This window comes from Enterobacter sp. PI-10 (assembly GCF_027947695.1).
GTDB lineage: Bacteria > Pseudomonadota > Gammaproteobacteria > Enterobacterales > Enterobacteriaceae > Enterobacter > Enterobacter vonholyi.
In genome coordinates this window covers 137154-163316 of the sequence record NZ_JAJNOG010000004.1, presented here as the reverse complement: position 1 = coordinate 163316, position 26163 = coordinate 137154, and the positions used below count along the sequence as shown (strand labels likewise).

Annotated in this window: 20 protein-coding genes and 1 riboswitch; of the genes, 5 read left to right on the top strand and 15 right to left on the bottom strand. The window is 57.5% G+C overall.

The window, feature by feature from the left end:
- Position 1 precedes the first annotated feature (1 nt).
- Genes rsmA through lptD form a run of 4 tightly spaced genes read right to left on the bottom strand, consistent with a single transcriptional unit; the run spans position 2 to position 5491 of the window.
- Positions 2–823 carry a 16S rRNA (adenine(1518)-N(6)/adenine(1519)-N(6))-dimethyltransferase RsmA gene (gene rsmA, locus LRM19_RS11275; RefSeq protein WP_023310362.1) on the bottom strand — a complete coding sequence of 274 codons (822 nt, stop codon included), beginning with the start codon at positions 821–823 and terminating at the stop codon, positions 2–4.
- Entirely contained in the window at positions 820–1806 is a 987-nt protein-coding gene (gene pdxA, locus LRM19_RS11270; RefSeq protein WP_032660737.1) for a 4-hydroxythreonine-4-phosphate dehydrogenase PdxA, read from the bottom strand. The genes rsmA and pdxA overlap by 4 nt, the downstream gene beginning before the upstream one ends.
- On the bottom strand, positions 1806–3092 hold the full coding sequence (gene surA, locus LRM19_RS11265; protein ID WP_115876459.1) for a peptidylprolyl isomerase SurA: 1287 nt from the start codon (positions 3090–3092) through the stop codon (positions 1806–1808). Before surA ends, pdxA begins: the two co-directional genes overlap by 1 nt.
- Before the next feature lie 53 nt (positions 3093–3145).
- Complete coding sequence (lptD, locus tag LRM19_RS11260) at positions 3146–5491, bottom strand: LPS assembly protein LptD (RefSeq protein ID WP_271368860.1); 2346 nt, start codon at positions 5489–5491, stop codon at positions 3146–3148.
- Between the two features lie 239 nt (positions 5492–5730).
- On the opposite strand from lptD, the gene djlA reads away from it, so the two are divergent.
- Positions 5731–6546 carry a co-chaperone DjlA gene (gene djlA, locus LRM19_RS11255; RefSeq protein ID WP_008502016.1) on the top strand — a complete coding sequence of 272 codons (816 nt, stop codon included), beginning with the start codon at positions 5731–5733 and terminating at the stop codon, positions 6544–6546.
- Between the two features lie 28 nt (positions 6547–6574).
- Here djlA and rluA read toward each other — a convergent pair whose 3' ends face one another.
- The 6 genes from rluA to araB all read right to left on the bottom strand — a co-directional run bounded on the left by rluA (position 6575) and on the right by araB (position 16721).
- A complete protein-coding gene (gene rluA / locus LRM19_RS11250; protein ID WP_271368858.1) occupies positions 6575–7234 on the bottom strand; it encodes a bifunctional tRNA pseudouridine(32) synthase/23S rRNA pseudouridine(746) synthase RluA in 660 nt (219 codons plus the stop codon).
- A 12-nt stretch (positions 7235–7246) separates the two neighbouring features.
- Complete coding sequence (gene rapA / locus LRM19_RS11245; protein ID WP_115876456.1) at positions 7247–10153, bottom strand: RNA polymerase-associated protein RapA; 2907 nt, start codon at positions 10151–10153, stop codon at positions 7247–7249.
- 128 nt (positions 10154–10281) lie between these two features.
- Positions 10282–12639: a DNA polymerase II gene (gene polB / locus LRM19_RS11240; RefSeq protein ID WP_271368857.1), complete on the bottom strand. Its 2358-nt coding sequence runs from the start codon at positions 12637–12639 to the stop codon at positions 10282–10284.
- A 74-nt stretch (positions 12640–12713) separates the two neighbouring features.
- The gene (gene araD, locus LRM19_RS11235; RefSeq protein ID WP_133293763.1) at positions 12714–13409 is read right to left on the bottom strand and encodes an L-ribulose-5-phosphate 4-epimerase; all 696 of its coding nucleotides are present in this window, start codon (positions 13407–13409) and stop codon (positions 12714–12716) included.
- Positions 13410–13498: 89 nt separating this feature from the next.
- On the bottom strand, positions 13499–15001 hold the full coding sequence (gene araA / locus LRM19_RS11230; RefSeq protein ID WP_032649842.1) for an L-arabinose isomerase: 1503 nt from the start codon (positions 14999–15001) through the stop codon (positions 13499–13501).
- Between the two features lie 10 nt (positions 15002–15011).
- Positions 15012–16721 (bottom strand): ribulokinase, encoded by a 1710-nt coding sequence (gene araB, locus LRM19_RS11225; protein ID WP_271368854.1) that lies wholly within the window; start codon positions 16719–16721, stop codon positions 15012–15014.
- Between the two features lie 337 nt (positions 16722–17058).
- Here araB and araC point away from each other — a divergent pair, with 337 nt between their 5' ends.
- A complete protein-coding gene (gene araC, locus LRM19_RS11220; RefSeq protein WP_023310373.1) occupies positions 17059–17904 on the top strand; it encodes an arabinose operon transcriptional regulator AraC in 846 nt (281 codons plus the stop codon).
- Between the two features lie 128 nt (positions 17905–18032).
- Positions 18033–18800 (top strand): DedA family protein, encoded by a 768-nt coding sequence (locus LRM19_RS11215; protein ID WP_111964056.1) that lies wholly within the window; start codon positions 18033–18035, stop codon positions 18798–18800.
- Positions 18801–18843: 43 nt separating this feature from the next.
- Here LRM19_RS11215 and thiQ read toward each other — a convergent pair whose 3' ends face one another.
- The 4 genes from thiQ to sgrR form a co-directional block, all read right to left on the bottom strand.
- Positions 18844–19545: a thiamine ABC transporter ATP-binding protein ThiQ gene (gene thiQ, locus LRM19_RS11210; protein ID WP_111964055.1), complete on the bottom strand. Its 702-nt coding sequence runs from the start codon at positions 19543–19545 to the stop codon at positions 18844–18846.
- A complete protein-coding gene (thiP, locus tag LRM19_RS11205) occupies positions 19529–21139 on the bottom strand; it encodes a thiamine/thiamine pyrophosphate ABC transporter permease ThiP (RefSeq protein WP_271368852.1) in 1611 nt (536 codons plus the stop codon). The genes thiQ and thiP overlap by 17 nt, the downstream gene beginning before the upstream one ends.
- Positions 21115–22098 (bottom strand): thiamine ABC transporter substrate binding subunit, encoded by a 984-nt coding sequence (gene thiB, locus LRM19_RS11200; RefSeq protein WP_271368850.1) that lies wholly within the window; start codon positions 22096–22098, stop codon positions 21115–21117. The genes thiP and thiB overlap by 25 nt, the downstream gene beginning before the upstream one ends.
- A 31-nt stretch (positions 22099–22129) precedes the next feature.
- Positions 22130–22230, bottom strand: a riboswitch (TPP riboswitch).
- A 36-nt stretch (positions 22231–22266) separates the two neighbouring features.
- Positions 22267–23922, bottom strand: a complete 1656-nt coding sequence (gene sgrR / locus LRM19_RS11195; protein WP_271368849.1) for an HTH-type transcriptional regulator SgrR — start codon at positions 23920–23922, stop codon at positions 22267–22269.
- Between the two features lie 88 nt (positions 23923–24010).
- Here sgrR and sgrT point away from each other — a divergent pair, with 88 nt between their 5' ends.
- Complete coding sequence (sgrT, locus tag LRM19_RS11190) at positions 24011–24163, top strand: glucose uptake inhibitor SgrT (RefSeq protein ID WP_023334488.1); 153 nt, start codon at positions 24011–24013, stop codon at positions 24161–24163.
- Between the two features lie 119 nt (positions 24164–24282).
- Positions 24283–25461 carry a sugar efflux transporter gene (locus LRM19_RS11185; protein ID WP_133293771.1) on the top strand — a complete coding sequence of 393 codons (1179 nt, stop codon included), beginning with the start codon at positions 24283–24285 and terminating at the stop codon, positions 25459–25461.
- A 48-nt stretch (positions 25462–25509) separates the two neighbouring features.
- Here the strand turns inward: LRM19_RS11185 and LRM19_RS11180 are convergent, their stop codons facing one another.
- Entirely contained in the window at positions 25510–26091 is a 582-nt protein-coding gene (locus LRM19_RS11180; protein WP_111964050.1) for a cytochrome b/b6 domain-containing protein, read from the bottom strand.
- Positions 26092–26163: the final 72 nt, after the last annotated feature.

Sequence of the window (26163 nt, the reverse complement as noted above, 5' to 3'; positions counted from 1 at the left end):
CTTAACTCTCCTTCGGCGGCGCATTATCGCTGATGTAATTAGCCAGCTTGCAGTATTGCTCTACGGAAATGTTCTCCGCACGCATTGCCGGGTCGATTCCCAGTTCGGCTAACACCTCAACGGTAAAGGAATTGCTGAGGCTGTTACGGATCGTTTTACGACGCTGGTTAAAGGCTTCAGTGGTAATGCGGCTCAGTACACGCAGATCTTTAACCGGATACGGTTTCGTTTTGTGCGGTACAAGGCGCACAACCGCTGAATCCACTTTCGGTGGTGGTGTGAACGCTGACGGCGGTACTTCGAGTACCGGGATCACGTTGCAGTAATATTGTGCCATCACGCTTAAACGACCATACGCTTTACTGTTCGGGCCTGCAACCAGACGGTTAACAACCTCTTTTTGCAACATGAAGTGCATGTCGGCAATGGCATCAGTATAGCTAAAGAGGTGGAACATGAGCGGCGTGGAGATGTTGTACGGCAGGTTGCCGAAGACGCGCAGCGGCTGGCCCATTTTTTCCGACAGTTCGCCAAAGTTCATGGTCATGGCGTCCTGCTGATAGATGGTCAGCTTCGGCCCGAGGAACGGGTGCGTTTGCAGGCGAGCGGCCAGATCGCGGTCCAGTTCGATGACGGTCAGCTCGTCAAGGCGTTCGCCTACCGGCTCGGTCAGCGCGGCAAGACCCGGGCCGATTTCGACCATCGCCTGACCTTTTTGCGGATTAATAGCCGAGACAATGCTTTCGATCACGAACTGATCGTTAAGGAAGTTTTGCCCGAAACGTTTACGGGCTAAGTGGCCCTGATGGACTCGATTAGTCATTGAGTATTAACAATCATTTTGATGGCGAGATTAAGCGCCGTAATAAAACTGCCGACATCCGCTTTCCCCTGGCCTGCCAGATCCAGCGCAGTACCGTGGTCAACGGACGTTCGAATAAAGGGTAAACCGAGGGTGATATTCACCCCGCGGCCAAAGCCCTGGTATTTTAGCACGGGCAGGCCCTGATCGTGGTACATCGCGAGCACGGCGTCGGCATTATCCAGGTATTTCGGCTGGAAAAGAGTATCTGCAGGGAGCGGCCCGCTGAGGTTCATCCCCTTCGCCCGCATTTCGTTGAGCACCGGAATAATGGTGTCGATCTCTTCGGTGCCCATGTGCCCGCCTTCGCCGGCGTGCGGATTCAGGCCACAGACCAGCACATGCGGCTGCGGTATCCCAAACTTTGTCTGCAGATCGTGGTGCAAAATCCCGATGATCTCGCGCAGGAGTTCAGGGGTGATCGCATCAGGAATGGCTTTGATCGGCAGATGGGTGGTCACCAGCGCAACGCGCATTTCCTCCGTCGCCAGCATCATCACCACTTTCGGGCTACGTGAGCGCTCTTCGAAGAACTCCGTATGCCCGGTAAACGGTATACCCGCTTCGTTGATGACGCCTTTATGGACGGGACCGGTAATCAGGGCGGCAAATTCGCCCTTCAGGCAACCGTCGCAGGCGCGCGCCAGGGTTTCCACGACATAGTGGCCGTTTTCCGTGCTGAGTTGTCCCGGAATAACCGGTGTACGAAGCGGAACAGAAAGAAGGGTGAGTGTACCGGCTTGCTGCGGTGCAGGCTGTTGGCCTTCAACGTAAGGGATAAGCGTTAAAGGCAGACCGAGCAGCGTTGCCCGGTCTTGTAACAGTGTTGCATCGGCGCAGACAACAAGTTCTACAGGCCAGCTGCGCTGGGCGAGCTGGACAACGAGGTCAGGCCCAATCCCGGCGGGTTCGCCGGGCGTGATCACAACACGATGCTGTTTCATTAGTTGCTCAGAATTTTCACGTATGCGCTGGCGCGTTGTTCCTGCATCCAGGTGGCTGCTTCTTCAGAGAACTTGCGGTTAAACAGCATACGGTAGGCTCTGTCTTTCTGTGCCGCATCCGTTTTATCAACGTTACGGGTGTCCATCAGCTCGATCAGATGCCAGCCAAACGAAGAGTGGACAGGCGCACTGATCTGGCCTTTGTTCAGCTTCATCAACGCATCGCGGAAGGCAGGATCGTAAATATCCGCAGCCGCCCAGCCCAGATCGCCGCCCTGGTTAGCAGAGCCTGGATCCTGAGAGAACTCTTTTGCTGCCTTCTCAAAAGAGGTTTTACCGCTCTTAATGTCTGCTGCAATCTGTTCCAGTTTCGCACGCGCCTGATCGTCAGTCATGATCGGTGACGGTTTCAGAAGAATGTGGCGAGCGTGAACTTCGGTGACGGAGATATTTTGGCTCTGGCCACGCAGATCGTTCACCTTCAGAATGTGGAAGCCCACGCCTGAACGGATTGGACCCACGATATCCCCTTTCTTCGCCGTGCTCAGCGCCTGAGCAAAGATGGATGGCAGCTCCTGAATACGTCCCCAGCCCATCTGGCCGCCTTTCAGCGCCTGTTGGTCAGCGGAGTAGGTGATAGCCAGCTTGCCAAAGTCTCCGCCGTTACGCGCCTGTTCGACAATAGAACGCGCCTGGCTTTCAGCTTCCGCAGCCTGATCGGATGTTGGGTTCTCTGGCAGTGGGATCAGGATGTGGCTCAGGTTCAGCTCTGTGCTCGCATCGTTCTGGTTACCCACCTGTTTTGCCAGCGCGTCCACTTCCTGAGGCAGGATAGTCACGCGGCGACGCACTTCGTTGTTACGCACTTCCGAAATCAGCATCTCTTTACGGATCTGATTACGGTAGGTGGCGTAGCTGATGCCGTCATAGGCCAGACGGCTGCGCATCTGGTCTAAAGACATATTGTTCTGCTTCGCGATGTTAGCGATCGCCTGATCGAGCTGCTCGTCAGTGATCTTCACACCCATTTTCTGCCCCATCTGCAGAACGATCTGATCCATGATCAGACGCTCCAGGATCTGGTGGCGCAGCGTGGCGTCATCAGGAAGCTGTTGACCGGCTTCACCCGAATTGAGCTTCACCGATTTCATCAGACCGTCAACGTCACTTTCAAGCACGACGCCGTTGTTAACCACAGCAGCGACTTTATCAACAACCTGGGGGGCGGCGAAGCTGGTATTCGCAACCATAGCGACACCGAGCAGCAGCGTTTTCCAGTTCTTCATACTTTTTCCATTTCAATTAACCGCAAAGCGGATTACGTTGCAAATCAAGCACATTACAAGGCGCTACTGTACGGCAGAATATTCGAGCGCAGCATTTTCTGAGTACCCAGGCCGTAGTTGGAACTCAGGCCGCGTAACTCGAAGTTAAAGCCAATCACGTTATCGTATTTGCTCTGATTGTTTTCCCAGCCGTTAAGCTTACGTTCGTAGCCGAGACGCAGCGCGTAACAGCAGGAGTTATACTGCAGGCCCACCATCTGGTCAGCAGCTTTATTGGCGTTAGTGTCGAAGTAGTACGCGCCTACGATTGACCAGCGGTCGGCGATTGGCCAACTCGCTGCGCCACCCACCTGCGAAATACCGTCTTTATACTGCTCGGCAGTACCATAGTTCGGTAGCGTCGCCTGAATATATTCCGGGCTGGCATAACGATAGGTCAACTGCACCATACGATCTTCATCCCGGCGATACTCAATCGCCGCCGTACTGTTGGCGATATTGTCGAGACGGGTGTCATATTGGACGCCGCCGCGCAGACCCCAACGATCGGTCATACGCCAGTAGGTGTCACCAGCCCAAATCAGCGAACCTGTCTTGTTATCTTTCTCCCACTTAATATTGTCATCGCCCGTGCGAGACTCGGTGAAATAGTAGATTTGACCAACAGAAACGTTAAAACGTTCAACGGCAGCGTCATCATAAACGCGCGATGTGACCCCGGTCGTTAACTGGTTCGCTGAGGCGATGCGGTCAAGGCCGCCGTAGGTACGATCGCGGAACAGGCCGCTATAGTCAGATTGCAGTAAAGAGGAGTCGTAGTTATTGATGTTGCTCTGGTCGCGATAAGGCACGTACAGGTACTGCATACGTGGCTCCAGCGTCTGGGTATAGCCATCCGCCAGAAGTGCCATATTGCGTTCGAAGATCAGCTTACCGTCCATTTTGAACTGCGGAAGCGTACGGTTTACGGATTCCTCAAGATGGGCGTTGTTGCTGGTATTGTAATCATCAATATTTTTTTGCTGATAATGGGTCGCCATCAGCTTGGCTTCCGTATTCAGGCTTGCCCAGTCATTCGACCATGGCAAGTTGATAACGGGCTCCAGGTGAACACGGGTGGCTTCCGGCATATTGGAATTGGTGTTCACAAAATGCACGGCCTGGCCATAAATACGAGTGTCGAACGGACCCACGTCATTCTGGTACCAGTTAACGTCCAGCTGAGGCTCGGCGCCATAGGTACTTGCCGTCTGGCTGGAGAATACCTGGAACTGTTTGTTGGTTACCGTCGCATCGAAGTTCTGAACCGCGTAGCCAACGCTGAAAATCTGTGTGGCATAGCCATCGGTACTCGAACCGTATTTGGATGAGAAATCATTGAAGTAGTTCGGGTCACTGACTTTGGTGTAGTTGACGTTGAAACGCCAGACCTTGTCCATCACCCCGGAATGCTGCCAGAAATACATCCAGCGGTGCTTATCGCCTTCGGTTGGATGCTCGTCCTGGAAAACTTTATCCGACGGCAGATAATCCAGCTCCATCAGACCCGCACCAGCCTGGGTCAGATAGCGGAACTCATTCTCCCACATGATGTTGCCGCGCTTGTGGATATAGTGCGGCGTGATCGTCGCATCCATGTTTGGCGCGATGTTCCAGTAATACGGCAGGTAGAACTCAAAGTAGTTCGTGGTGCTGTATTTGGCATTCGGGATCAGGAAACCGGAGCGACGTTTGTCACCCACGGGAAGCTGCAGATAAGGGCTATAGAATATGGGCACCGGACCCAGCTTGAAGCGGGCGTTCCAGATCTCTGCGACCTGTTCTTCGCGGTCATGGATAACCTCGCTCCCGACCACGCTCCAGGTATTTGAACCCGGCAGACATGACGTGAACGTACCGTTTTCCAGGATCGTATAGCGGTTTTCACCGCGCTGTTTCATCAGGTCTGCGTCACCGCGCCCCTGGCGACCCACCATCTGGTAATCACCTTTCCAGACGTTGGTATCTTTCGTATTCAGGTTTGACCAGGCTTTCGGACCTTTCAGGATGACCTGATTGTCGTCATAGTGCACATTACCCAGCGCATCCACCGTTCGTACCGGCTCGGCCGCACCTTCCGGTTGTTTCTGGTGCAGTTGCACTTCATCTGCCTGCAGGCGGCTATTGCCCTGGTTAATATCGACATTGCCCGTAAACGTGGCATTGTCAGGGTAAGTCCCTTTTGAACTGTCGGCAGTAATAGTTACCGGCAAGCTATTTGTATCGCCACTCACCAGTGGGCGATTATAACTTGGGACGCCAAGCATACACTGCGAGGCGAGATCGGCCGCCAGACCCTGTTGACTGTACAGGGCGGAGCCAATCATTGTGGCCAGGAGGGTGGGGATACGTTTTTTCATACGTTGTATTTTATTGTTCCGTCATCAGTGGCTACGGCTTATAAACGCTCAGAGACTATCTTACTCATCTGCGCAGTACCAGCGTTAATCCTGCCCGTTTGCGTGCCAGAGTGTTAGGCTCGCTATCGAATGACGAGTATGATAAAGCAAATTATAGGCGATGTCCTTCAATTGACCGTGACTTGAACACAGTGATGATGACGTTGCGTCGGCAAGGAATATGACTATCCGGGGAGTATATGCAGTATTGGGGTAAAATAATCGGCGTTGCGTTCGCCATCATCATGGGTGCCGGGTTCTGGGGAATTGTGCTGGGGCTTATTATTGGCCATATGTTTGATAAGGCGCGCAGCCGCAAAATGGCCTGGTTTGCCAATCAGCGCGAGCGTCAGTCACTCTTTTTCTCCACCACCTTTGAGGTCATGGGGCACTTAACCAAATCCAAAGGGCGTGTCACAGAAGCCGATATTCAGATTGCCAGCGTTTTTATGGATCGCATGAACCTGCACGGCGACTCCCGTCTGGAAGCGCAAAATGCGTTTCGCATCGGGAAATCCGATAACTATCCGCTTCGCGAAAAAATGCGTCAGTTCCGCAGCATCTGTTTTGGACGTTTTGATTTAATTCGGATGTTTCTGGAAATTCAAATCCAGGCGGCCTTCGCGGACGGTTCACTACACCCTAATGAACGTGACGTGCTGTACGTCATTGCGGAAGAGCTGGGCATCTCCCGCATGCAGTTCGACCAGTTCCTGCGCATGATGCAGGGCGGGGCACAGTTTGGCGGTGGCTATCACCAGCAGTCGTCCGGCGGTGCCTGGCAGCAGGCGCAGCGTGGTCCAACGCTGGAAGATGCCTGCAATGTGCTTGGCGTTAAGCCCTCTGACGATCAGACCACGATCAAACGTGCCTATCGTAAGCTTATGAGCGAGCACCATCCGGACAAGCTGGTCGCGAAAGGCTTACCGCCAGAAATGATGGAGATGGCAAAGCAAAAAGCGCAGGAAATTCAGAAAGCGTACGAACTGATTAAAGAGAAGAAAGGTTTCAAATAGAAAAAGCCCGACGATGTCGGGCTTTTTCTTAGAAGTCCACCGGGGCTTTAAACGTCATCGCGTTACCGAAGGCCGGATGGGTGATGGTGAGCGTCTGCGCGTGCAGCTGCAGACGTGGCGCTAAGGCCAGCGCTTCAGGCGGCGCGTAAAACCTGTCGCCCAGAATCGGATGACCCAGCGCAAGCATATGCACGCGCAGCTGGTGCGAGCGTCCGGTAATCGGCTTTAGCAGGACGCGCGCGGTATTATCCGGCGCGTACTCAAGCACTTCATACTCGGTCTGCGCGGCCTTGCCGCTTTCATAACACACCTTCTGCTTTGGCCGGTTCGGCCAGTCGCAGATCAGCGGTAAATCCACCAGCCCTTCGGCCTGCGCCGGGTGACCCCAGACGCGGGCGACATACTGCTTCTTCGGCTCGCGCTCGCGGAACTGGCGCTTCAGCTCGCGTTCCGCCGCTTTGTTCAGCGCCACCACAATCACGCCGCTGGTCGCCATGTCCAGGCGATGGACAGACTCCGCCTGAGGATAATCGCGCTGAATGCGCGTCATCACGCTGTCTTTGTGCTCGTCCAGACGACCCGGCACGGACAACAGCCCGCTGGGCTTGTTGACCACCATAATGTGTTCATCCTGATACAGAATGACCAGCCAGGGATCCTGCGGCGGATTGTACGGCTCCATCACCATCTTGCGCTCCGTTTACTGATGCGTCACAACGATAAGACGCAGGGCATCCAGGCGCCAGCTTGCCTGATCCAGGCTTTCCAGCACCTGCTGACGGTTGCTTTCAATCGCCGCCAGCTCGTCGTCACGGATGTTCGGGTTCACGGCCTTCAACGCCTCCAGACGCGACAGCTCTGCAGACAGTTTCTCGTCGGCTTCACTGCGCGCGGCGTCAATCAGCGCTCTGGCCGCTTTTTCAATCTGGGTTTCACCCTGCTGGAGAATGGCATGCACGTCCTGCTGGACCGCGTTAACCAGCTTGCTGCCGGTATGGCGGTTCACCGCGCTCAGCTGTCGGTTGAAGCTCTCGAATTCAACCTGTCCCGCCAGGTTCGTACCGTTTTTGTCCAGCAGCAGGCGGACAGGTGTTGGCGGCAGGAAGCGGTTGAGCTGAAGCTGTTTCGGCGCCTGCGCTTCCACAACGTAGATCAGCTCTAGCAGCAGGGTACCCACCGGCAGCGCCTTGTTCTTCAACAGGGAGATGGTGCTGCTGCCGGTATCGCCGGAGAGGATCAGGTCCAGCCCGTTACGGATCAGCGGGTGTTCCCAGGTGATAAACTGGGCATCTTCGCGGGACAGCGCCACATCACGCTCGAAGGTGATGGTACAGCCATCTTCCGGCAAGCCCGGGAAATCCGGAACCAGCATGTGATCCGACGGGGTCAGGACAATCAGGTTCTCGCCGCGGTCGTCCTGGTTGATGCCGACGATGTCGAACAGGTTCATGGAGAAGCTGATCAGACTGGTGTCATCATCTTGTTCTTCAATACTTTCGGCAAGCGCCTGCGCTTTTTCACCGCCGTTGGAGTGGATCTCAAGCAGGCGGTCGCGGCCCTGTTCCAGCTGCGCTTTTAGCGCGTCGTGCTTCTCACGACAGGACTTAATCAGATCGTCAAAGCCGTCGGTGTTTTCCGGCGCGGCCAGGTAGCCGATCAGATCGCCATGCACCTGATCGTAAATGGTGCGGCCGGTCGGGCAGGTATGTTCAAACGCGTCCAGACCTTCGTGGAACCAGCGCACCAGCACGGACTGGGCCGTTTTTTCCAGATACGGCACGTGGATCTGAATATCATGGGCCTGACCGATACGATCCAGACGGCCGATACGCTGCTCCAGCAGATCGGGGTTGAACGGCAGATCGAACATCACCAGGTTGCTGGCGAACTGGAAGTTACGGCCTTCAGAACCGATTTCAGAGCACAGCATAACCTGAGCGCCGCTGTCCTCTTCGGCAAACCACGCTGCGGCGCGGTCGCGTTCAACGATGGACATGCCTTCGTGGAACACGGCGGCGCGAATGCCTTCGCGCTCGCGCAGGACCTGCTCCAGCTGCAGCGCGGTGGCCGCCTTGGCGCAGATCACCAGCACCTTCTGGGAACGGTGCGCGGTCAGGTAGCCCATCAGCCACTCTACGCGCGGATCGAAGTTCCACCAGGTGCCGGTATCGCCTTCAAATTCCTGGTAGATTTGTTCCGGGTAGAGCATGTCGCGAGCGCGCTCTTCCTGCGTTTTGCGCGCGCCCATAATGCCGGAAACTTTAATGGCCGTCTGATATTGCGTCGGCAGCGGCAGCTTGATGGTGTGCAGCTCGCGTTTCGGGAACCCTTTCACACCGTTACGGGTGTTACGGAACAGGACGCGGCTGGTGCCGTGGCGATCCATCAGCATGTCGATAAGTTCTTTACGCGCGGATTCCGCGTTCTCGCTGTCGCTGTTAGCGGCCTGCAGCAGCGGCTCGATATCCTGCTCGCCAATCAGATCGCTCAGGGTGTTGAGTTCATCATCAGAAAGACGCTTGCCCGCCAGCAGCAGCGCGACGGCATCCGCAACCGGACGGTAGTTATTCTGTTCTTCCACAAACTGCCCGAAGTCGTGGAAACGGTTTGGATCGAGCAGGCGCAGACGGGCGAAGTGGCTTTCCAGACCCAGCTGTTCCGGCGTTGCGGTCAGCAGCAGGACGCCAGGCACGCGCTCGGCAAGCTGCTCGATAGCCATATATTCGCGGCTCGGCGCGTCTTCACTCCAGACCAGGTGGTGCGCTTCGTCGACCACCATCAAATCCCACTCGGCATCGCACAGGTGCTCTAGACGCTGCTTGCTGCGGCGCACGAAGTCCAGGGAACAGATCACCAGCTGTTCGGTTTCAAAAGGGTTGTCCGCATCATGCTGCGCTTCGGCATAGCGTTCGTCGTCGAACAGGGAGAAACGCAGGTTAAAGCGGCGCAGCATTTCAACCAGCCACTGGTGCTGCAGGGTTTCTGGCACCACAATCAGCACGCGTTCGGCAGCGCCGGAAAGCAGCTGTTGATGCAGGATCATGCCCGCTTCAATGGTTTTACCCAGGCCCACCTCATCTGCCAGCAGCACGCGCGGCGCGTGACGACGGCCCACGTCATGGGCGATGTTCAGCTGGTGGGGGATCAGGCTGGTGCGCTGGCCGCGCAGGCCGCTCCACGGCATGCGGTACTGTTCACTCTGGAACTTACGCGCGCGATAGCGCAGGGAGAAGCGATCCATACGGTCGATTTGCCCGGCAAACAGGCGGTCCTGCGGCTTGCTGAACACCAGCTTGCTGTCGAGCAACACTTCACGCAGGATGACATTTGACTCGTCGGTGTCCAGGCGAGTCCCGATGTAGGCGAGCAGTCCATTCTCTTCTTTTACGTCTTCAATCTTGAGCTGCCAGCCGTCATGGCTGGTCACGGTGTCACCCGGATTAAACATCACGCGGGTTACAGGGGAGTCATTGCGAGCGTACAGACGGTTTTCACCGGTGGCAGGGAAGAGGAGGGTAACCATACGCGTATCGATTGCTACGACGGTTCCTAATCCAAGTTCGCTTTCTGTATCGCTGATCCAGCGTTGACCAAGTGTAAAAGGCATAGTTGTTCGGCTCTAATCTTTAATTGCAGGCAATAGTTCGACTACCGTCAGAAAAAACGGTCATCGAAAAATGGGTCCGGGAATGGAAAGGGCGCTATGGTACTGGATGGCAGCCATTTCGTCACGCGTCAAAATAGGCCAAGTTGCCCTGTAACCAGTGTAGCAAAATCATCGTCGATGAAGGGCAAAATTCCGTCGGCAACCGGCTGAAGCTGACGCGTCAGATAGTGTTCATAATCCAGAGGCGAGTGCTGATAATCCACAGGTTCCGGGCCGTTAATCGTCCAGACGTATTTGATGGTCCCCCGATTCTGATACTGCGGCGCGCGGCCGCGGCGGACGTTTTCTTCATCCGCCAGGCGCGCGGCGCGGACGTGCGGAGGAACGTTACGCTGGTACTCCGCCAGCGGACGGCGCAGACGCTTGCGATACACCAGCTGCGCGTCAAGTTCGCCCGCCATCAGGCTGGCTATCGTCTCGCGCACGTAGTCCTGATACGGCTCATTGCGGAACACCCGCAGATAAAGCGTCTGCTGGAACTGCTGGGCCAGCGGCGTCCAGTCGGTACGCACTGTCTCGAGCCCTTTAAAGACCATCCGCTGCGCGTCGCCTTCCTGAATCAGCCCGGCATAGCGCTTCTTGCTGCCCTGATCGGTACCGCGGATGGTGGGCATTAAGAAGCGGGCAAAATGGGTTTCAAATTCCAGCTCCAGCGCGCTGGTTAAGCGCGCTTTCTGCAGATGTTCCTGCCACCAGTCGTTCACGAAGGCGACCAGCCCTTTACCGATTTGCGCGGCGTCTTCTTCTGAATGAGTGCCCTTAAGCCATACAAAGGTGGAGTCCGTGTCGCCGTAGATGACGTCATAGCCCCGGGACTCAATCAGCGCTTTAGTCTGGCGCATGATCTCGTGTCCGCGCATGGTGATCGACGACGCCAGCCGCGGGTCAAAGAAGCGGCAGGCGCTGGTGCCCAGCACGCCGTAAAAGGCGTTCATGATGATTTTCAGCGCCTGCGATAGCGGCTTGTTGCCGTGGCGCTTGGCCTCATCTCGGCCGTGCCAGATGTTTCCCACTATCTCAGGCAGACAGTGTTTTTCCCGCGAGAAGCGTGCGCCGAGGAAGCCTTCGGTGCTGTGTTCATCATCCGGCTGGGCCAGGCCCTCAACCAGCCCGACGGGATCGATCAGGAAGGTGCGAATTATCGACGGGTAGAGGCTTTTATAGTCCAGCACCAGAACGGAGTCATACAATCCTGGCCGGGAGTCCATGACATATCCGCCGGGGCTGGCCTGCGGCGGCACGTCCCCAAGGTTGGGGGCGACGTATCCTGCCCGGTGCATCCGCGGAAAATAGAGGTGGCTGAAAGCCGCCACGGAACCGCCGTGTCTGTCAGCTGCCAGGCCGTTCACCGTCGCGCGCTCCAGCAGGAACGGCATAATCTCGGTTTTATGGAATATCTGCGTGACCAGCTCGCAGTCTTTCAGGTTATAGGTGGCGAGCGCCGGTTTGTCTTCGTTAAAGCGCCGGTCAATCTCGTCCATTCTGTCCCAGGGGTTGTCGATGGATTTACCTTCACCAAGCAGCTCCTGCGCCACCGCTTCGAGGGAAAATGAAGAGAAGTTCCAGAAGGCGGATTTCAGCGCCTCAATGCCGTCGATAATCAGGCGCCCGTTCGCCTGTGCGAAGAAGACGCCGTTCTTAAAACCGTGCTCGCGCCATTCCAGCTCGCTGTTGCCGCGCCCGAGCATCAGCGGAATGCGGTAACGCTCGGCGTGCTTTTGCAGCACGCGCAGGTCGAACTGCACCACGTTCCAGCCGATCAGGACGTCGGGATCGTAGTCGGCAAACCACTGGTTAAGCTTTTCCAGCAGCTGCGGGCGGCTGTTGACGTACTCAAGCCGGAAATCCAGCGCGGAGGCATTACCATTCGGCGGCCCGAGCATATAGACAACCCGATCGCCGCAGCCTTCCAGACCGATGCAGTACAGTTCGCCGTGGCGGGTGGTTTCGATATCCAGTGATACCCACTTCAGCGGCGGGCGGTAGTGCGGGTTCGGCTTCAGCCGCGCATTAACGAGGCTGCCGTTATGCGCGGTGCCGTCCACCCAGACGGGCGCGGTAATAAACCGCTCCATCAGAAAGCGTTCCGGTGGGCGGATATCCGCTTCGTAGAGCGTCACGTCTGCTTCGCGCAGCAGTTTTTCATAGCGCATCAGCTGACGATGGGCGCGACAGTAGAGGCCGTAAACCGGCTGACGGTGGAAATCTTTTAGCTCAAGCGGAGTGATGCGCCAGCCGTTTTCGCCGCGCAGCAGCTCTTTCACTTTTTCGACGTGCGCTTCCGGAATAAAAGCCACGGATTCCTGCGGGGGGAGCGTAACGTGCAGCGGACCGTTGTCCGTCGCCAGCCAGAACGCGACCTCGGTGCCCTGAGGGGTATCCCGCCAGTGTCGGGTCAGTAAAAAGCCTTCTTGCGCCTGCGCCACGCCGTTATCCCAGAAAACAAAACCAGGCCTGATTATAGCCTGGTTAAGATTTTAATGCTGGGTTTATATACAGTTTACTGCCCGTAGTAGGCCTTCGCGCCGTGCTTGCGCAGGTAATGCTTATCCAGCAGGGTTTGCTGCATATCCGGCAGCTGCGGCGCCAGCTGGCGACAGAAGATCCCCATATAGGCGATCTCTTCGAGCACGATGGCGTTATGCACCGCGTCTTCTGCGTTTTTCCCCCAGGCAAACGGGCCGTGGGAGTGCACCAGCACGCCGGGCATTTGCGCCGCGTCGATTCCCCGTTTTTCGAAGGTTTCAACGATCACGTTGCCGGTTTCCCACTCATACTCGCCGTTGATTTCTGCATCGGTCATCAGACGCGTGCAGGGAATAGTGCCGTAAAAGTAATCCGCGTGGGTGGTGCCGGTCGCCGGGATGGACTGGCCCGCCTGCGCCCAGATGGTGGCGTGGCGCGAATGGGTATGCACGATACCGCCGATGGTCGGGAATGAGCGGTACAGCAGGCGGTGGGTCGGCGTATCGGAGGACGGTTTTTTGTTTCCTTCCACCACTTCACCTGTTTCGATGCTGACCACGACCATATCGTCTGCGGTCATTACCGAGTAATCGACGCCGGAAGGCTTGATCACGAACACGCCTTTTTCGCGGTCAACGGCGCTGACGTTGCCCCAGGTCAGGGTCACCAGATTATGTTTCGGCAGCGCCAGGTTGGCTTCGAGCACCTGGCGTTTGAGCTCTTCTAACATTGTTGTCTCCAGTGCCGGATGGCGCTTCGCTTATCCGGCCTACAGGATCGTAGGCCCGGTAAACGCGGCGCCACCGGGCATTCCGTGCTTTAGCGTTTTGAACCGTAATAGACTTCATTCCAGCGCAGCGCGTCCTTAAAGGCGGGCAGGCGGGTATCGTTATCAATCACGGTCAGCTCGATATCGTGCAGCTCGGCAAACTGACGCATGTCGTTCAGATCCAGCGCGTGGCTGAAGACGGTGTGATGCGCGCCACCTGCGAGGATCCAGGCTTCTGAAGCGGTCGGCAGATCCGGCTGTGCTTTCCACAGGGCGTTGGCGACCGGCAGTTTCGGTAGAGAATGTGGGGTTTCAACCGCATCGACGCAGTTCACCAGCAGGCGGAAACGATCGCCGAGATCGATCAGGCTGGCGTTGATGGCCGGGCCCGTGCGGGTGTTGAAGATCAGACGCGCCGGATCGGCTTTACCGCCAATACCGAGGTACTGCACGTCCAGGATCGGTTTTTCCTCTACCGCGATGGAAGGGCAGACTTCCAGCATGTGTGAGCCGAGCACCAGATCGTTGCCGTTTTCGAAGTGGTAGGTGTAGTCCTCCATAAAGGAGGTGCCGCCCTGCAGACCGGTCGACATCACCTTCATGATGCGAAGCAGAGCGGCAGTTTTCCAGTCGCCTTCGCCCGCAAAGCCGTAGCCCTGCTGCATCAGGCGTTGTACTGCCAGACCCGGCAGTTGTTTCAGACCGTGGAGATCTTCAAAGGTGGTGGTAAAGGCGTGGAAACCGCCCTGTTCCAGGAAGCGCTTCATGCCCAGCTCGATGCGCGCCGCGTCCAGCACGTTCTGACGCTTGTCGCCGTTGATTTGTGCCGCAGGCGTCAGGCGGTAGCTGCTTTCGTATTCGTCCACCAGCGCGCTCACGTCGCCATCGCTGATTTCATTCACCACCTGCACCAGGTCGCCCACGGCCCAGGTATTCACGGAGAAGCCGAACTTGATCTGCGCGGCCACTTTGTCGCCGTCGGTGACCGCTACTTCACGCATGTTGTCGCCGAAACGCACCACTTTCAGGTGGCGGGTATCCTGCTTAGAGACTGCCTGGCGCATCCAGGAGCCGATACGTTGTTGCGCTTTGCCATCCTGCCAGTGGCCAGTCACGACCGCATGCTGCTGACGCATACGCGCGCCGATGAAGCCGAACTCGCGGCCGCCGTGCGCGGTCTGGTTCAGGTTCATAAAGTCCATGTCGATGCTGTCCCACGGCAGGGAGGCGTTGAACTGGGTGTGGAACTGCAGCAGCGGTTTGTTGAGGATAGACAGGCCGTTGATCCACATTTTTGCGGGGGAGAAGGTGTGCAGCCACACCACCAGACCGGCGCATTTATCGTCGTAGTTGGCGTCGCGGCAGATGTGAGTGATTTCGTCCGGCGTTGTGCCCAGCGGTTTCAGCACCAGTTTGCACGGCAGCTTGGCTTCCGCATTCAGCGCGTTAACGACGTGCTCCGCGTGTTTTGTCACCTGCTGCAGCGCTTCCGGTCCGTACAGATGCTGGCTGCCAATCACAAACCACACTTCATAGTTATTAAAAATGGTCATCATCGTGTCCTTAATGGGTCAGGGTTGCCGTAGTGTCCGCGGCGCTTTTGGCCGGGGCGGCGACAGGGAGATAGTGAAGTTCGGCGCTTTTTGCCCATTGCTGGTAGCGCTGATAAAGCTGTTCAAAGCGTTTTGCCTGCTGGGCACGCGGCTGGAGCGTATTTTCGACGGCGCTCGCCATATGCTGCTGCGCGGTCGGGATATCCGCATGGACCCCTGCGGCCACGGCGGCGAAAATCGCCGCGCCCAGCGCGCAGCACTGATCGGAGGCCACAATCTGCAGCGGACGGTTCAGCACGTCGCAGCAGGCCTGCATGATCACCGGGTTTTTACGGGCAATACCGCCCAGCGCCATCACGTTATTCACGTCGATGCCCTGCCCGGTGAAGCACTCCATAATCGCGCGGGCGCCGAAGGCCGTTGCGGCAATCAGGCCGCCGAACAGCGCAGGCGCGTCGGTTGCCAGGTTGAGATCCGCGATCACCCCTTTCAGACGCTGGTTGGCGAACGGCGTACGACGGCCGTTAAACCAGTCCAGCACTACCGGGAGGTGATCGAGAGAAGGATTTTTTGCCCAGGCTTCGGTGAGCTGCGGCAGGAGCTGCTTTTTGCTCCCGGCTATCTGTGTTTTCAGTTCAGGATGCGCCGCCGCCAGCTGGTCCAGCGGCCAGCCCAGCACGCGGCCAAACCAGGCGTAGATATCGCCAAACGCGGACTGACCTGCTTCCAGGCCGATGAAGTCCGGCACCACGCTGCCGTCAACCTGTCCGCAGATGCCTTTCACCGCGCGGTCGCCGACGGTGGCTTTATCCGCCGTCAGGATGTCGCAGGTGGAAGTCCCGATGACTTTCACCAGCGTGTTTGGCTGTGCGCCCGCGCCTACGGCGCCCATATGGCAGTCAAAGGCGCCGCCGGAGATCGCCACGTTTCGCGGCAGGCCGAGGCGCGTCGCCCACTCTTCGCAGAGGGTGCCGACGGGAACATCGGCGGTGAAGGTGTCGGTAAACAGCGGGTACGTCAGGCTCTTGTTGATAATCGGGTCGAGTTCATCAAAGAACGCGGCCGGAGGCAGGCCGCCCCAGCTTTCATGCCACAGGGATTTATGCCCGGCGCTGCAGCGACCGCGGCGGATATCCTGCGGGCGGGTGGTGCCGGAGAGCAGGGCAGGCACCCAGTCGCACAGCTCAACCCATGACGCGGCAGCTTGCGCAACGGAGTCGTCGGCACGGGTGACGTGGAGGATCTTGGCCCAGAACCATTCGCTGGAGTAAATCCCGCCGATGTAGCGCGAGTAGTCCGTTTTGCCCGGCTGATGGCACAGGCGGGTGATGGCTTCGGCCTCTTCCACGGCGGTATGGTCTTTCCACAGCACGAACATGGCGTTCGGGTTGTCGGCAAACTCCGGGCGCAGCGCCAGCACGCGTCCTTCGGCATCCACAGGGGCTGGCGTGGAGCCGGTGCTGTCGACGCCAATCCCGACAATCTCAGATCGCTGGGCGTCGGTCAGTTCGGCCAGGACGGTTTTGATCGCCGCTTCCATCGACTCGATATAGTCACGCGGGTGGTGGCGGAACTGATTGTTCGGCGCATCACAGTAGCGCCCCTCTTGCCAGCGCGGGTACCACTCAACGCTGGTTGCTATCTCCTGGCCGGACGTACAGTCCACTGCCAGCGCGCGAACCGAATCGCTGCCAAAATCGAGGCCAATCGCAATTGCCATGGTGTTGCTCCATCGAAAAAACAGGTATGGAAGAACATTAGAGACTGGGGGAAAAAGTCGTCAGGCAGGATCCGCTAATCTTATGGACTAAATTGCTGTTACAACGGAAAGTGTGACGCCGTGCAAATATTCAATGTGGACATTTCTGCCGCACTTATAGACACTTTTGTTACTGGTTATCTGCTTGCTCTGGCGAAGAAATCAGGGGGAAAGGCTGAAACATGGCGGACGTAAAAGCGGCGTGATGCTTTTTAGATCTTTACGCGGGCCATTTTTAAGCTGCTTTTAGTGATATGGACAATTGGTTTCCTTCAGGACCCTTGGGAGAACTGAATCTATGGCCGAAACGCAAAACGATCCCCTGCTGCCGGGATACTCGTTTAACGCGCACCTTGTGGCGGGACTGACCCCTATCGAGGCTGAGGGATATCTCGACTTTTACGTCGACCGACCGCTTGGGATGAAAGGGTATATCCTCAACCTCACCGTGCGAGGGGAAGGAATCATCAAGAACGGTGACCAGCAGTTTGTCTGCCGCCCGGGTGATATCCTGCTGTTCCCGCCGGGTGAGATCCACCACTATGGCCGTCATCCTGATGCCAAAGAGTGGTATCACCAGTGGGTTTACTTCCGTCCGCGCGCCTACTGGCAGGAGTGGCTTTCCTGGCCGGCTATTTTTGCACACACCGGGTTTTATCGCCCGGACGAGGTTCATCTTGCGCAGTTTCGCGAGCTTTTTGCCCAGATTATCGAAGCGGGGCAGGCCGGTGGTCGCTATGCCGAACTGCTGGCGATAAACCTCCTTGAACAGCTGCTGCTGCGACGGATGGAGGCGATTAACGAGTCGCTTAACCCGCCGCTGGATAACCGCGTGCGCGACGCCTGCCAGTACATCAGCGACCACCTGGCCGATAGCCAGTTTGATATCGCCAGCGTTGCTCAGCACGTCTGCCTGTCGCCGTCGCGGCTGTCGCATCTGTTCCGCCAGCAGCTGGGCGTCAGCGTACTGAGCTGGCGCGAGGATCAGCGCATCAGCCAGGCGAAGCTGCTGCTCAGCACCACCCGGATGCCCATCGCCACCGTGGGGCGCAACGTGGGCTTTGAGGACCAGCTCTATTTCTCCCGGGTATTTAAAAAATGCACCGGTGCCAGCCCGAGTGAATTCCGCGCGGGATGTGAATAAACGGTAAAAAAAGATAAACAAGCAGGTGAATGCGGGAAGCAACCTGTAAACTATTCAGACAATTGTTGCCTTGACGCGGTGCGGGGCGCTAAGCAGAATCGCTGATTCGTTTTCTGACCGGAATAGTTATGCAGGCATTGCTGGAACACTTTATTACCCAGTCCGTTATGTACTCGCTCATCGCCGTGGCGCTGGTGGCGTTTCTGGAATCACTGGCGCTCGTCGGGTTAATCCTGCCCGGCACCGTAATGATGGCAGGGCTTGGTGCGCTGATTGGCAGCGGCGAGGTTAATTTCTGGCAGGCGTGGCTGGCCGGGATTATCGGCTGCCTGCTTGGCGACTGGATCTCCTTCTGGCTGGGCTGGCGCTTTAAAAAGCCGCTGCACCGCTGGTCGTTCATGAAAAAGAACAAAGCCTTGCTGGATAAAACCGAGCATGCGCTGCATCAGCACAGCATGTTTACTATCCTCGTCGGGCGCTTTGTCGGGCCAACGCGTCCGCTGGTGCCGATGGTGGCCGGGATGCTGGATCTGCCCGTCGCGAAATTCGTGGTGCCGAACATTATCGGCTGCGTCTTCTGGCCGCCGTTCTACTTCCTGCCGGGGATCCTCGCAGGGGCGGCGATAGATATTCCTGACGGGATGCAAAGCGGTGAGTTTAAGTGGTTGCTGCTGGGCACGGCGCTGCTGCTGTGGCTGGCGGTCTGGCTCTGCTGGCGACTGTGGCGCAGCGCGAAAGCCAGTGTCGATCGCCTGACGCGCTACCTCCCGCGTACTCGCCTGCTCTGGCTGGCTCCGCTGACGCTGGGTGTGGCTGCGGTAGCCCTGGTCGCGCTGATTCGTCACCCGCTGATGCCGGTGTACGGTGAGATCCTGTTGAAGGTGGTGAGCCGTTAAGGTGTTTTCCCTCTCCCTGTGGGAGAGGGCCTGGGTGATGGCATCAGACCGCACGAATGCCCAACAGTGAAGACGCCCCCGCTTGACCACTGAGCAGCTCTTCCGTCTTCCCATCCCATGCAATCCGCCCTTCGGCAACGACCACCGATCTCGGCGCAATCCGTGCTGCATCCTCAATACTGTGCGAAACCATCAGCATCGTCAGCTGCTGGCGCTGGCAGACCTCCTGCACCAGGGCGAGCATCTCCTGACGCAGCGCGGGATCGAGCGCCGAGAAGGGCTCATCCAGCAGCAGCAGCGGCTGCTCGCGCACCAGACAACGCGCCAGCGCCACGCGCTGACGCTGGCCGCCGGAGAGCTCGCCCGGCAGCCTGTCGATGAATTCGGTGATCCCCATCTGTCCGGCAATCACTTCAAGTTTTTCGCGTTGGGCATCGTTCAGCCTGAGCCCCGGATGCATTCCCAGCGCGATGTTTTGCCGCACCGTCAGATGGGTGAAGAGGTTGTTTTCCTGAAACAACATCGACACAGGACGTTTAGCCGGAGGGGCGTTGGTGAAATCACGATTATCGATGGCTATCGACCCGCTGGCAGGTTGCAGAAAGCCGGCGATCAAATTGAGCAAGGTGCTTTTCCCGGCACCGCTTGGGCCAAGCACCGCAATCCGCTCGCCCTGCTGAACGGAGAGCGTGAAGCGCATCGGCAGATGCTGATAGAGCCAGGTTACATCAGTCAGTTTTAACATCACGCCCCGGGAGTTTTTCGATAACGGTAAATAAGGCAAAGCACAGCAGCAGCAGTAACAGCGCGGTAACCGCGCCATCCTGACTGCGGTAAGAGCCAATTTGCTGATAAAGCCAGTAAGGCAGCGTGCGGAAATCGTCATTGCCGAACAGCGCCACGACGCCAAAGTCTCCAATAGAGAGCACGCAGGCAAACGCCAGCGCCTGCGCCAGCGGGCGTTTTAGCGCGCGCAGTTCGACTACCTTCAGCCGCTGCCAGCCCTGCATGCCCAGCGACTGACACAGCAAACCGTAGCGGCTGTTGACGTCGCGCATCGGGTTTTCCAGCACCTTGAGCGCGTAGGGGATGGCCATTAAGGCGTTGGTGAAAATAACAATGCCATCGGCCCTTTCCGGCAGGCCGAAGGTGCTGTTAAACAGTAAAAAGAAGCCCGTCGCCAGCACGATGCCCGGCATCGCCAGGATCAGCATGCCCGTCAGCTCCAGCATTTGTCCGGCTTTTTGCGCCTGGCGGGCGTAGAGCTCACGGCTGCTCCACAGCAGCATCATGGTCAGGAGGACGCACAGTAATCCGGCAGCGAGGGCGATACGCAGCGAGGTCCAGGTGGCCTGCCAGAGAACGGGCTGTTGTAGGACGGACATAAGATTGAGGTTCAGTCCGTCAACAATAACGGCCATCAGCGGCGGCAGCAGCAGCAGGAGCGCCAGCGCGATCAGGATAAAATCGCTGACGCGGCTGTGCAGGCTGTCCTGCGGATCGCGCCAGCCGGTTATTTGATGACTACCTGCGGGAATGGCTTTACTCAGCCGCTGGCTCAACAGCACCAGCGCAAGACAGCACGCCATCTGCACCATCGCCAGCAGTGCGGCGCGACCGGGATCGTAGTCGTAACTCAGCGCCTGGTAAATCGCCAGCTCAATGGTGGTGGCCTGCGGCCCGCCGCCGAGTGACAGCACGGTGGCAAAGCTGGCAAAGCAGAGCATGAAGATTAACGCCGCCACGGGCGGGAGCTGGCGGCGCAGCCACGGCCATTCGACAAAGCGGAAGAACGACACGCCGCGCATGCCGAGCTGGGCGGCAATCTGACGCTGTTCGCCGGGAATATTTTCCAGCGCCTGCAAAAAGAGGCGCGTTGCCATCGGCATATTGAAAAATACGTGCGCCAGCAGAATGCCCTGCAGTCCGTAAGGCGAGAATGACCATTCCAGACCAAGCTGACCGAACAGTGAAGCCAGCCAGCCCTGACGACCATAAACGCTCAGAATACCAAATACCGCCACCAGCACGGGCAGGATCAGCGTCATGGCGCACAGGCGCAGCAGGGCCTGCCTGCCGGGAAATCGCCGTCGATACAAAGCGCGTGCCAGAAAAATAGCCGGGATCACCGACAGCAGGGCAGAAAGAGACGCCTGCCAGAAGGAGAACCGGATAACGTGCCAGAGGTAGCTGTCGTGCCAGAGGGCGAGCAGGTCGCTCTCTGGCGCGTTAAACCACAATGCAAGAAAAGCCCCCAGGCTGACCGCTACCATCACGGCGGCGGCGAGCAGCCCGGGAAGTAACCAGCCGGGAATCAACGGCTGACGGCGCGTTGCCATTCGCTTACCCATGCTGCACGCTGCGCGGCGACCTGCTGCGGCGTAAACTCCAGCGAGGTTTTCGGTTTGGTCAACTGCTCGAAACCTGCGGGCAGCGCAACGTTAGTAACCGGATACATCCAGTTGCCCGCTGGAATGGCGTTCTGGAACGCCGGTGAAACCATAAACTTCAGGAACTTCTCGGCCAGCTCCGGCTGTTTGCTGGCAGCGGTACGCGCGGCCACTTCCACCTGCAGATAGTGCCCTTCCGCAAAATCTGCGGCTGCATAGTTGTCTTTCTTCTCGGCGATAATGTGGTAGGCTGGGGAGGTGGTGTAGCTCAGCACCAGGTCGCTTTCGCCTTTGAGGAACAGGCCGTAGGCTTCGCTCCAGCCTTTGGTCACGGTGACGGTTTTGGCGGCCAGCTTCTGCCATGCTTCCGGTGCTTTATCCCCGTACACCTTTTGCATCCATAGCAGCAGGCCCAGGCCCGGCGTGCTGGTACGCGGATCTTCGTAAATTACGCGCCACTTCTGATCGCTTTCGACCAGCTCTTTCAGGCTCTTCGGCGGGTTTTTCAGCTTATTTTTGTCGTAAACAAAAGCAAAGTAGCCATAGTCGAACGGCAAAAAGGTGTCGTTCTTCCAGCCGCCCGGCACGTTAACGGCATCTGCCGCGACGCCGCTTTTGGCAAACAGTTTGGTTTGCGAGGCGGCTTCCAGCAGGTTGTTATCCAGCCCGAGCACCACGTCGGCTTTACTGTTTTTTCCTTCCATGCGCAGACGGTTGAGCAGCGACACGCCATCTTCAAGCGCCACGAACTTCAGCTCGCAGTTGCAGTCGGCCTCAAAGGCTTTTTTAACAACCGGGCCAGGGCCCCAGTCGGCAGAGAAGGAGTCGTAGGTGTAGACCGTCAGGACGGGCTTGGCAAAAGCAGGCAGCGTAAACAGCGCCAGCAGGGGGAGAACTTTTTTTAACACTTTGCACCTCAGGGTTGAGTGGCAAAGGATTTTGAGCGACAGCCTCAAATCCCTTCGCCGGCGTTATCCGGATCAGGTTCGACGGGTATTATCTCAGCGCACATCTGTGATGCAGCACCCCGTTGAGAACGGCGCTATTGTAATGATTTGGTGAATATTACGAAAGCGTTATGGCTCCGGGGGCGCAAACCAGGCGGATTTAAAATCAAACCAGCCCAGGGTGTTCATCCGCAGGCCGCGCATGCTGCGCTGGCCCTGAATCATCAGCCAGTGGTGGATCAGCGGGACGATCGCCTGCTCGGCCAGCAGCTGCTGGCACCATACGGCAAGATTCATCTCGCCCGCTCGCCACAGGGCGGCGTCCTGCTGCCAGTCACGGTCGATGCAGTGCTGGATCAGCGGGACTTCATACAGATGTGAAAATAATGAAAAATCGAGCGGCAGGGTAAAATTAGCGCTGTTGAGCCAGATATCGCTGGCGATCTCTCCCTGATGCCATTCGTCATAGTCCACTTCTCTTACCTCTAACTTGACCCCCTCGGCTGCCAGCAGGCGGGTCATGATCCTCGCGATAAAACGATGCTCCACGTGCTCGCGGTAGTAGGTCAGGGTGATGGACTCCAGCCCTGCGGGTTTGTCGCAGTGCGACGGCCGGGCGTGGTGCCAGCGCGGAAGCAGGCCGTAGGCCGGAAACCAGTATGTCTGGTACTGCTCTTCCGCATGGTAGATCAGATTGGAAGGGGACAGCACGTGGCTGATCCACTTGCGGACGCCCTGGTTTGCCCCGCGGTGGGTGCGGCGGTCAAACAGGAGATAGTAGCAGCCCTCCTCCAGGCGGCTCTCCACGGCCTTTTCTCCGGTGGTGGGGCCTTCAAGCGTCAGCCCGCAGCTCAGGTCTTCATTGAGATCCGGCAATACCCACACGTTCACTTCGTCGATCAGCGCCCGATAGCCAAAGTAGTCATCGAACGCGCGGATTTTCAGCTGGTTGCTGTTATTGCGGGAGACGGAGTAGGGCCCGGTGCCAATCGGCAGGCTGGCAAAATTGTTCAGTGATTCCCACTCGGCGGGCAAAATCATTGAGGGCACATAGCCCAGCAGCCAGGGAAGCCACTTGTCATGCTGCGCCAGCTCAATATCCAGCGTCCAGGCCGTGGGGGAGTGGATGCGCGAAATATGCGAGTAGAGCGGCAGCCTGCGGGCGCGTTCCAGAGAGGCGATGACGTCGTGCATTTCCAGCTCGCGGCCGTGGTGAAAGTGGATGCCGGGGCGTAAGAAGAAGCGCCAGTGGCGCGGGGAAAGCTGCTGCCAGTGGTGCGCGATATCCGCCTCCAGTTCCCCGTTTTCCTCATTTATGCGCGTCAGGCCGCTGAAGATTTGTCGGGCCATGTGGGTTTCCGAGCGGCGTAACGCCGTGCCGGGCAACAGATTTTTCATCGGACGGTAGTAGAGCACCCGCAGAATGTGCCGGCCCTGACGAAAGCTGCGTCCGAGATGGGAGACCAGCATCTGGCGCACGGCGGCCTTGTCGCCCACCAGCTGGACCAGCTGATCGATGCGGTCCTGTTCGAGCAGATCTTCTGCGCGCTGCTGCTGCAACGCCAGTCCGGTATACAGGAAGGTCAGTCGCGAGCGTTTGCCGCGTCCCGCTTCCGCTTCCCAGCTTAACCACCCCTGCTGCTGCATGGTGTTGAGAAGCGTGCGCATATGACGGCGGGAACAGCTAAGCAGGTCCGCCAGCTCGTTGAGCGTGGTCTCCTGCGATTGCCCCTCGCAGCACTGCCAGAGGCGGATAAACTGTTGTTGCAGACGACCGGAAGGCATAAAAGGGGAACTCCTGACAAAAAACCAGCAATTTATTTATCCCTATATTAGGCCAATAATTCTCCTCGATGAAGCGAGGAGGTAAATTATGAAGAGGTCTACCGCACGTCAGTTTTATCAGCAGTACTTTTCAGCGACAAAAGGATCGTCCTGGCTGGCCCGCCGGTGTGCAGAGCAACGGCTGAAAACGTTAGAAGAATTGATGCAGTGGGACGTTACGACACCGACCTCTTCCCGCTAACTCGCCTCGATCATGTGTGACTGAGTATTGGTGCTTATCACCCGCCAGCAAAATGTTTTTGCTGGCTTTTTTCGTTTACTATTCACCCAATTTCGATTCGCTTTCACAAGGACTTGCGCATGCTGTGGTTGATGACGATGGGGCGACGCCTGAACGGCGTGTATGCCGCTTTTATGCTGGTGGCCTTTATGATGGGCGTGGCGGGGGCGCTTCAGGCGCCGACGCTGAGCCTGTTTCTCAGCCGCGAGGTAGGGGCGCAGCCGTTTTGGGTCGGCCTGTTTTATACCGTCAACGCCATTGCCGGGATCCTGGTCAGCCTCGCGCTGGCGAAACGATCGGACAGCCAGGGCGATCGCCGCAGGCTGATCCTCTTTTGCTGCGCCATGGCCGTGGGCAACGCGCTGCTCTTTGCCTTCAATCGTCATTATCTGACGCTCATCACCTGCGGCGTGCTGCTGGCGTCGCTGGCGAACACCGCTATGCCGCAGCTGTTCGCCCTGGCCCGTGAATATGCGGATAACTCCGCGCGGGAAGTGGTGATGTTCAGCTCGGTGATGCGTGCCCAGCTCTCGCTGGCGTGGGTCATTGGTCCGCCGCTGGCCTTTATGCTGGCGTTGAACTATGGCTTTACCACCATGTTCTCCATTGCGGCAGGGATTTTTGTCATCAGCCTGGCGCTGATAGCCTTCGCACTGCCGTCCGTGGCCCGCGTCGAACAGGCGACGGATAAACCTGTTACCCAGGTGAGCGGCTGGCAGGACAAGAACGTCCGCATGTTGTTTATTGCCTCGACGCTGATGTGGACCTGCAACACCATGTACATTATTGATATGCCGCTGTGGATCAGCAGCGATCTGGGCTTACCGGACAAGCTCGCGGGGATCTTAATGGGGACCGCCGCCGGGCTGGAAATTCCGGCGATGATTCTGGCGGGCTATTACGTTAAGCGCTTTGGAAAGCGTCGGATGATGATCGTCGCCGTGGCGGCCGGGGTACTGTTCTACGCGGGGTTGATCCTTTTCCATTCGCGTGAAGCGTTGCTGGCGCTGCAGCTCTTTAACGCCGTGTTTATTGGAATTGTTGCCGGGATCGGCATGCTCTGGTTCCAGGATCTGATGCCCGGCCGTGCAGGCTCGGCAACGACGCTTTTTACCAACAGTATTTCAACCGGCGTGATCCTGGCGGGCGTGATTCAGGGGGCGCTGGCGCAAAGCTATGGTCATGCGTCAGTCTACTGGATGATTGCGGCGCTATCCGTCGTGACGCTCCTGCTGACCTGCCGCGTAAAAGACGTGTGATCGGATGAATGAAACGAAGCCCGGGAGCACCGGGCTCTGCGAACCGTTTTATTCGGAATACTGATATTTACGCTGCGCGCGTAGCGTCAGGTACATATGAACGAGGCCCATGAAACCGTGTGCCCAGAAATATGTCTCAATAAAAACTGTCAGGAATTTATGCAAGTCTAAGACGGATTCCGTGACGGACGAAACCGGCCCAAGCGTGGCGTTCAGCACGAACCAGGCCGCGCCGCAGAGTGCAACGCCCAGCAGCGCCAGCACACCCAGACCTTGCACCGTTGCCGCCATACCGCCAGCATGCGCGTCAGGTAACTGACGCTGCGCGAGGGTGCGAATATCTTCAACGATTCCACGAAAATCCAGCGCCAGCCAGGCGTAGTAATACTTAAATCCGCGTTGGGTTAACATCCATGCCATCATGGCAATACCACAAAAAATTAAACCAAACCCTGAGATAACATGGATCCAGGTGACAATTCCGTTCAGTCCGGATTCGTGGAGGGCCTCGCTTTCGGTGAAATTAGAATTGATAATTTGGGCCAGCACCAGTATGGCTACAAGAATGTGCAGTACGCGAAGAAAAGGTGTTTCTTTATGGGGAAGCGTATTACGTAGCGTTGGGTTCATCGCTTTTTACCTCAATAATGAGAGAGCTGATGCGATGCAGTGTGACGCAGATTAATTAACGAAACCTTAACG

What these genes read in the sequence shown, in the direction of transcription:
- rsmA (WP_023310362.1), bottom strand. Translation starts at nt 823, where the DNA reads ATGACTAATCGAGTCCATCAGGGCCACTTAGCCCGTAAACGTTTCGGG.
- pdxA (WP_032660737.1), bottom strand. Translation starts at nt 1,806, where the DNA reads ATGAAACAGCATCGTGTTGTGATCACGCCCGGCGAACCCGCCGGGATT.
- surA (WP_115876459.1), bottom strand. Translation starts at nt 3,092, where the DNA reads ATGAAGAACTGGAAAACGCTGCTGCTCGGTGTCGCTATGGTTGCGAAT.
- lptD (WP_271368860.1), bottom strand. Translation starts at nt 5,491, where the DNA reads ATGAAAAAACGTATCCCCACCCTCCTGGCCACAATGATTGGCTCCGCC.
- djlA (WP_008502016.1), top strand. Translation starts at nt 5,731, where the DNA reads ATGCAGTATTGGGGTAAAATAATCGGCGTTGCGTTCGCCATCATCATG.
- rluA (WP_271368858.1), bottom strand. Translation starts at nt 7,234, where the DNA reads ATGGTGATGGAGCCGTACAATCCGCCGCAGGATCCCTGGCTGGTCATT.
- rapA (WP_115876456.1), bottom strand. Translation starts at nt 10,153, where the DNA reads ATGCCTTTTACACTTGGTCAACGCTGGATCAGCGATACAGAAAGCGAA.
- araD (WP_133293763.1), bottom strand. Translation starts at nt 13,409, where the DNA reads ATGTTAGAAGAGCTCAAACGCCAGGTGCTCGAAGCCAACCTGGCGCTG.
- araA (WP_032649842.1), bottom strand. Translation starts at nt 15,001, where the DNA reads ATGACCATTTTTAATAACTATGAAGTGTGGTTTGTGATTGGCAGCCAG.
- araB (WP_271368854.1), bottom strand. Translation starts at nt 16,721, where the DNA reads ATGGCAATTGCGATTGGCCTCGATTTTGGCAGCGATTCGGTTCGCGCG.
- araC (WP_023310373.1), top strand. Translation starts at nt 17,059, where the DNA reads ATGGCCGAAACGCAAAACGATCCCCTGCTGCCGGGATACTCGTTTAAC.
- LRM19_RS11215 (WP_111964056.1), top strand. Translation starts at nt 18,033, where the DNA reads ATGCAGGCATTGCTGGAACACTTTATTACCCAGTCCGTTATGTACTCG.
- thiQ (WP_111964055.1), bottom strand. Translation starts at nt 19,545, where the DNA reads ATGTTAAAACTGACTGATGTAACCTGGCTCTATCAGCATCTGCCGATG.
- thiP (WP_271368852.1), bottom strand. Translation starts at nt 21,139, where the DNA reads ATGGCAACGCGCCGTCAGCCGTTGATTCCCGGCTGGTTACTTCCCGGG.
- sgrR (WP_271368849.1), bottom strand. Translation starts at nt 23,922, where the DNA reads ATGCCTTCCGGTCGTCTGCAACAACAGTTTATCCGCCTCTGGCAGTGC.
- sgrT (WP_023334488.1), top strand. Translation starts at nt 24,011, where the DNA reads ATGAAGAGGTCTACCGCACGTCAGTTTTATCAGCAGTACTTTTCAGCG.
- LRM19_RS11185 (WP_133293771.1), top strand. Translation starts at nt 24,283, where the DNA reads ATGCTGTGGTTGATGACGATGGGGCGACGCCTGAACGGCGTGTATGCC.
- LRM19_RS11180 (WP_111964050.1), bottom strand. Translation starts at nt 26,091, where the DNA reads ATGAACCCAACGCTACGTAATACGCTTCCCCATAAAGAAACACCTTTT.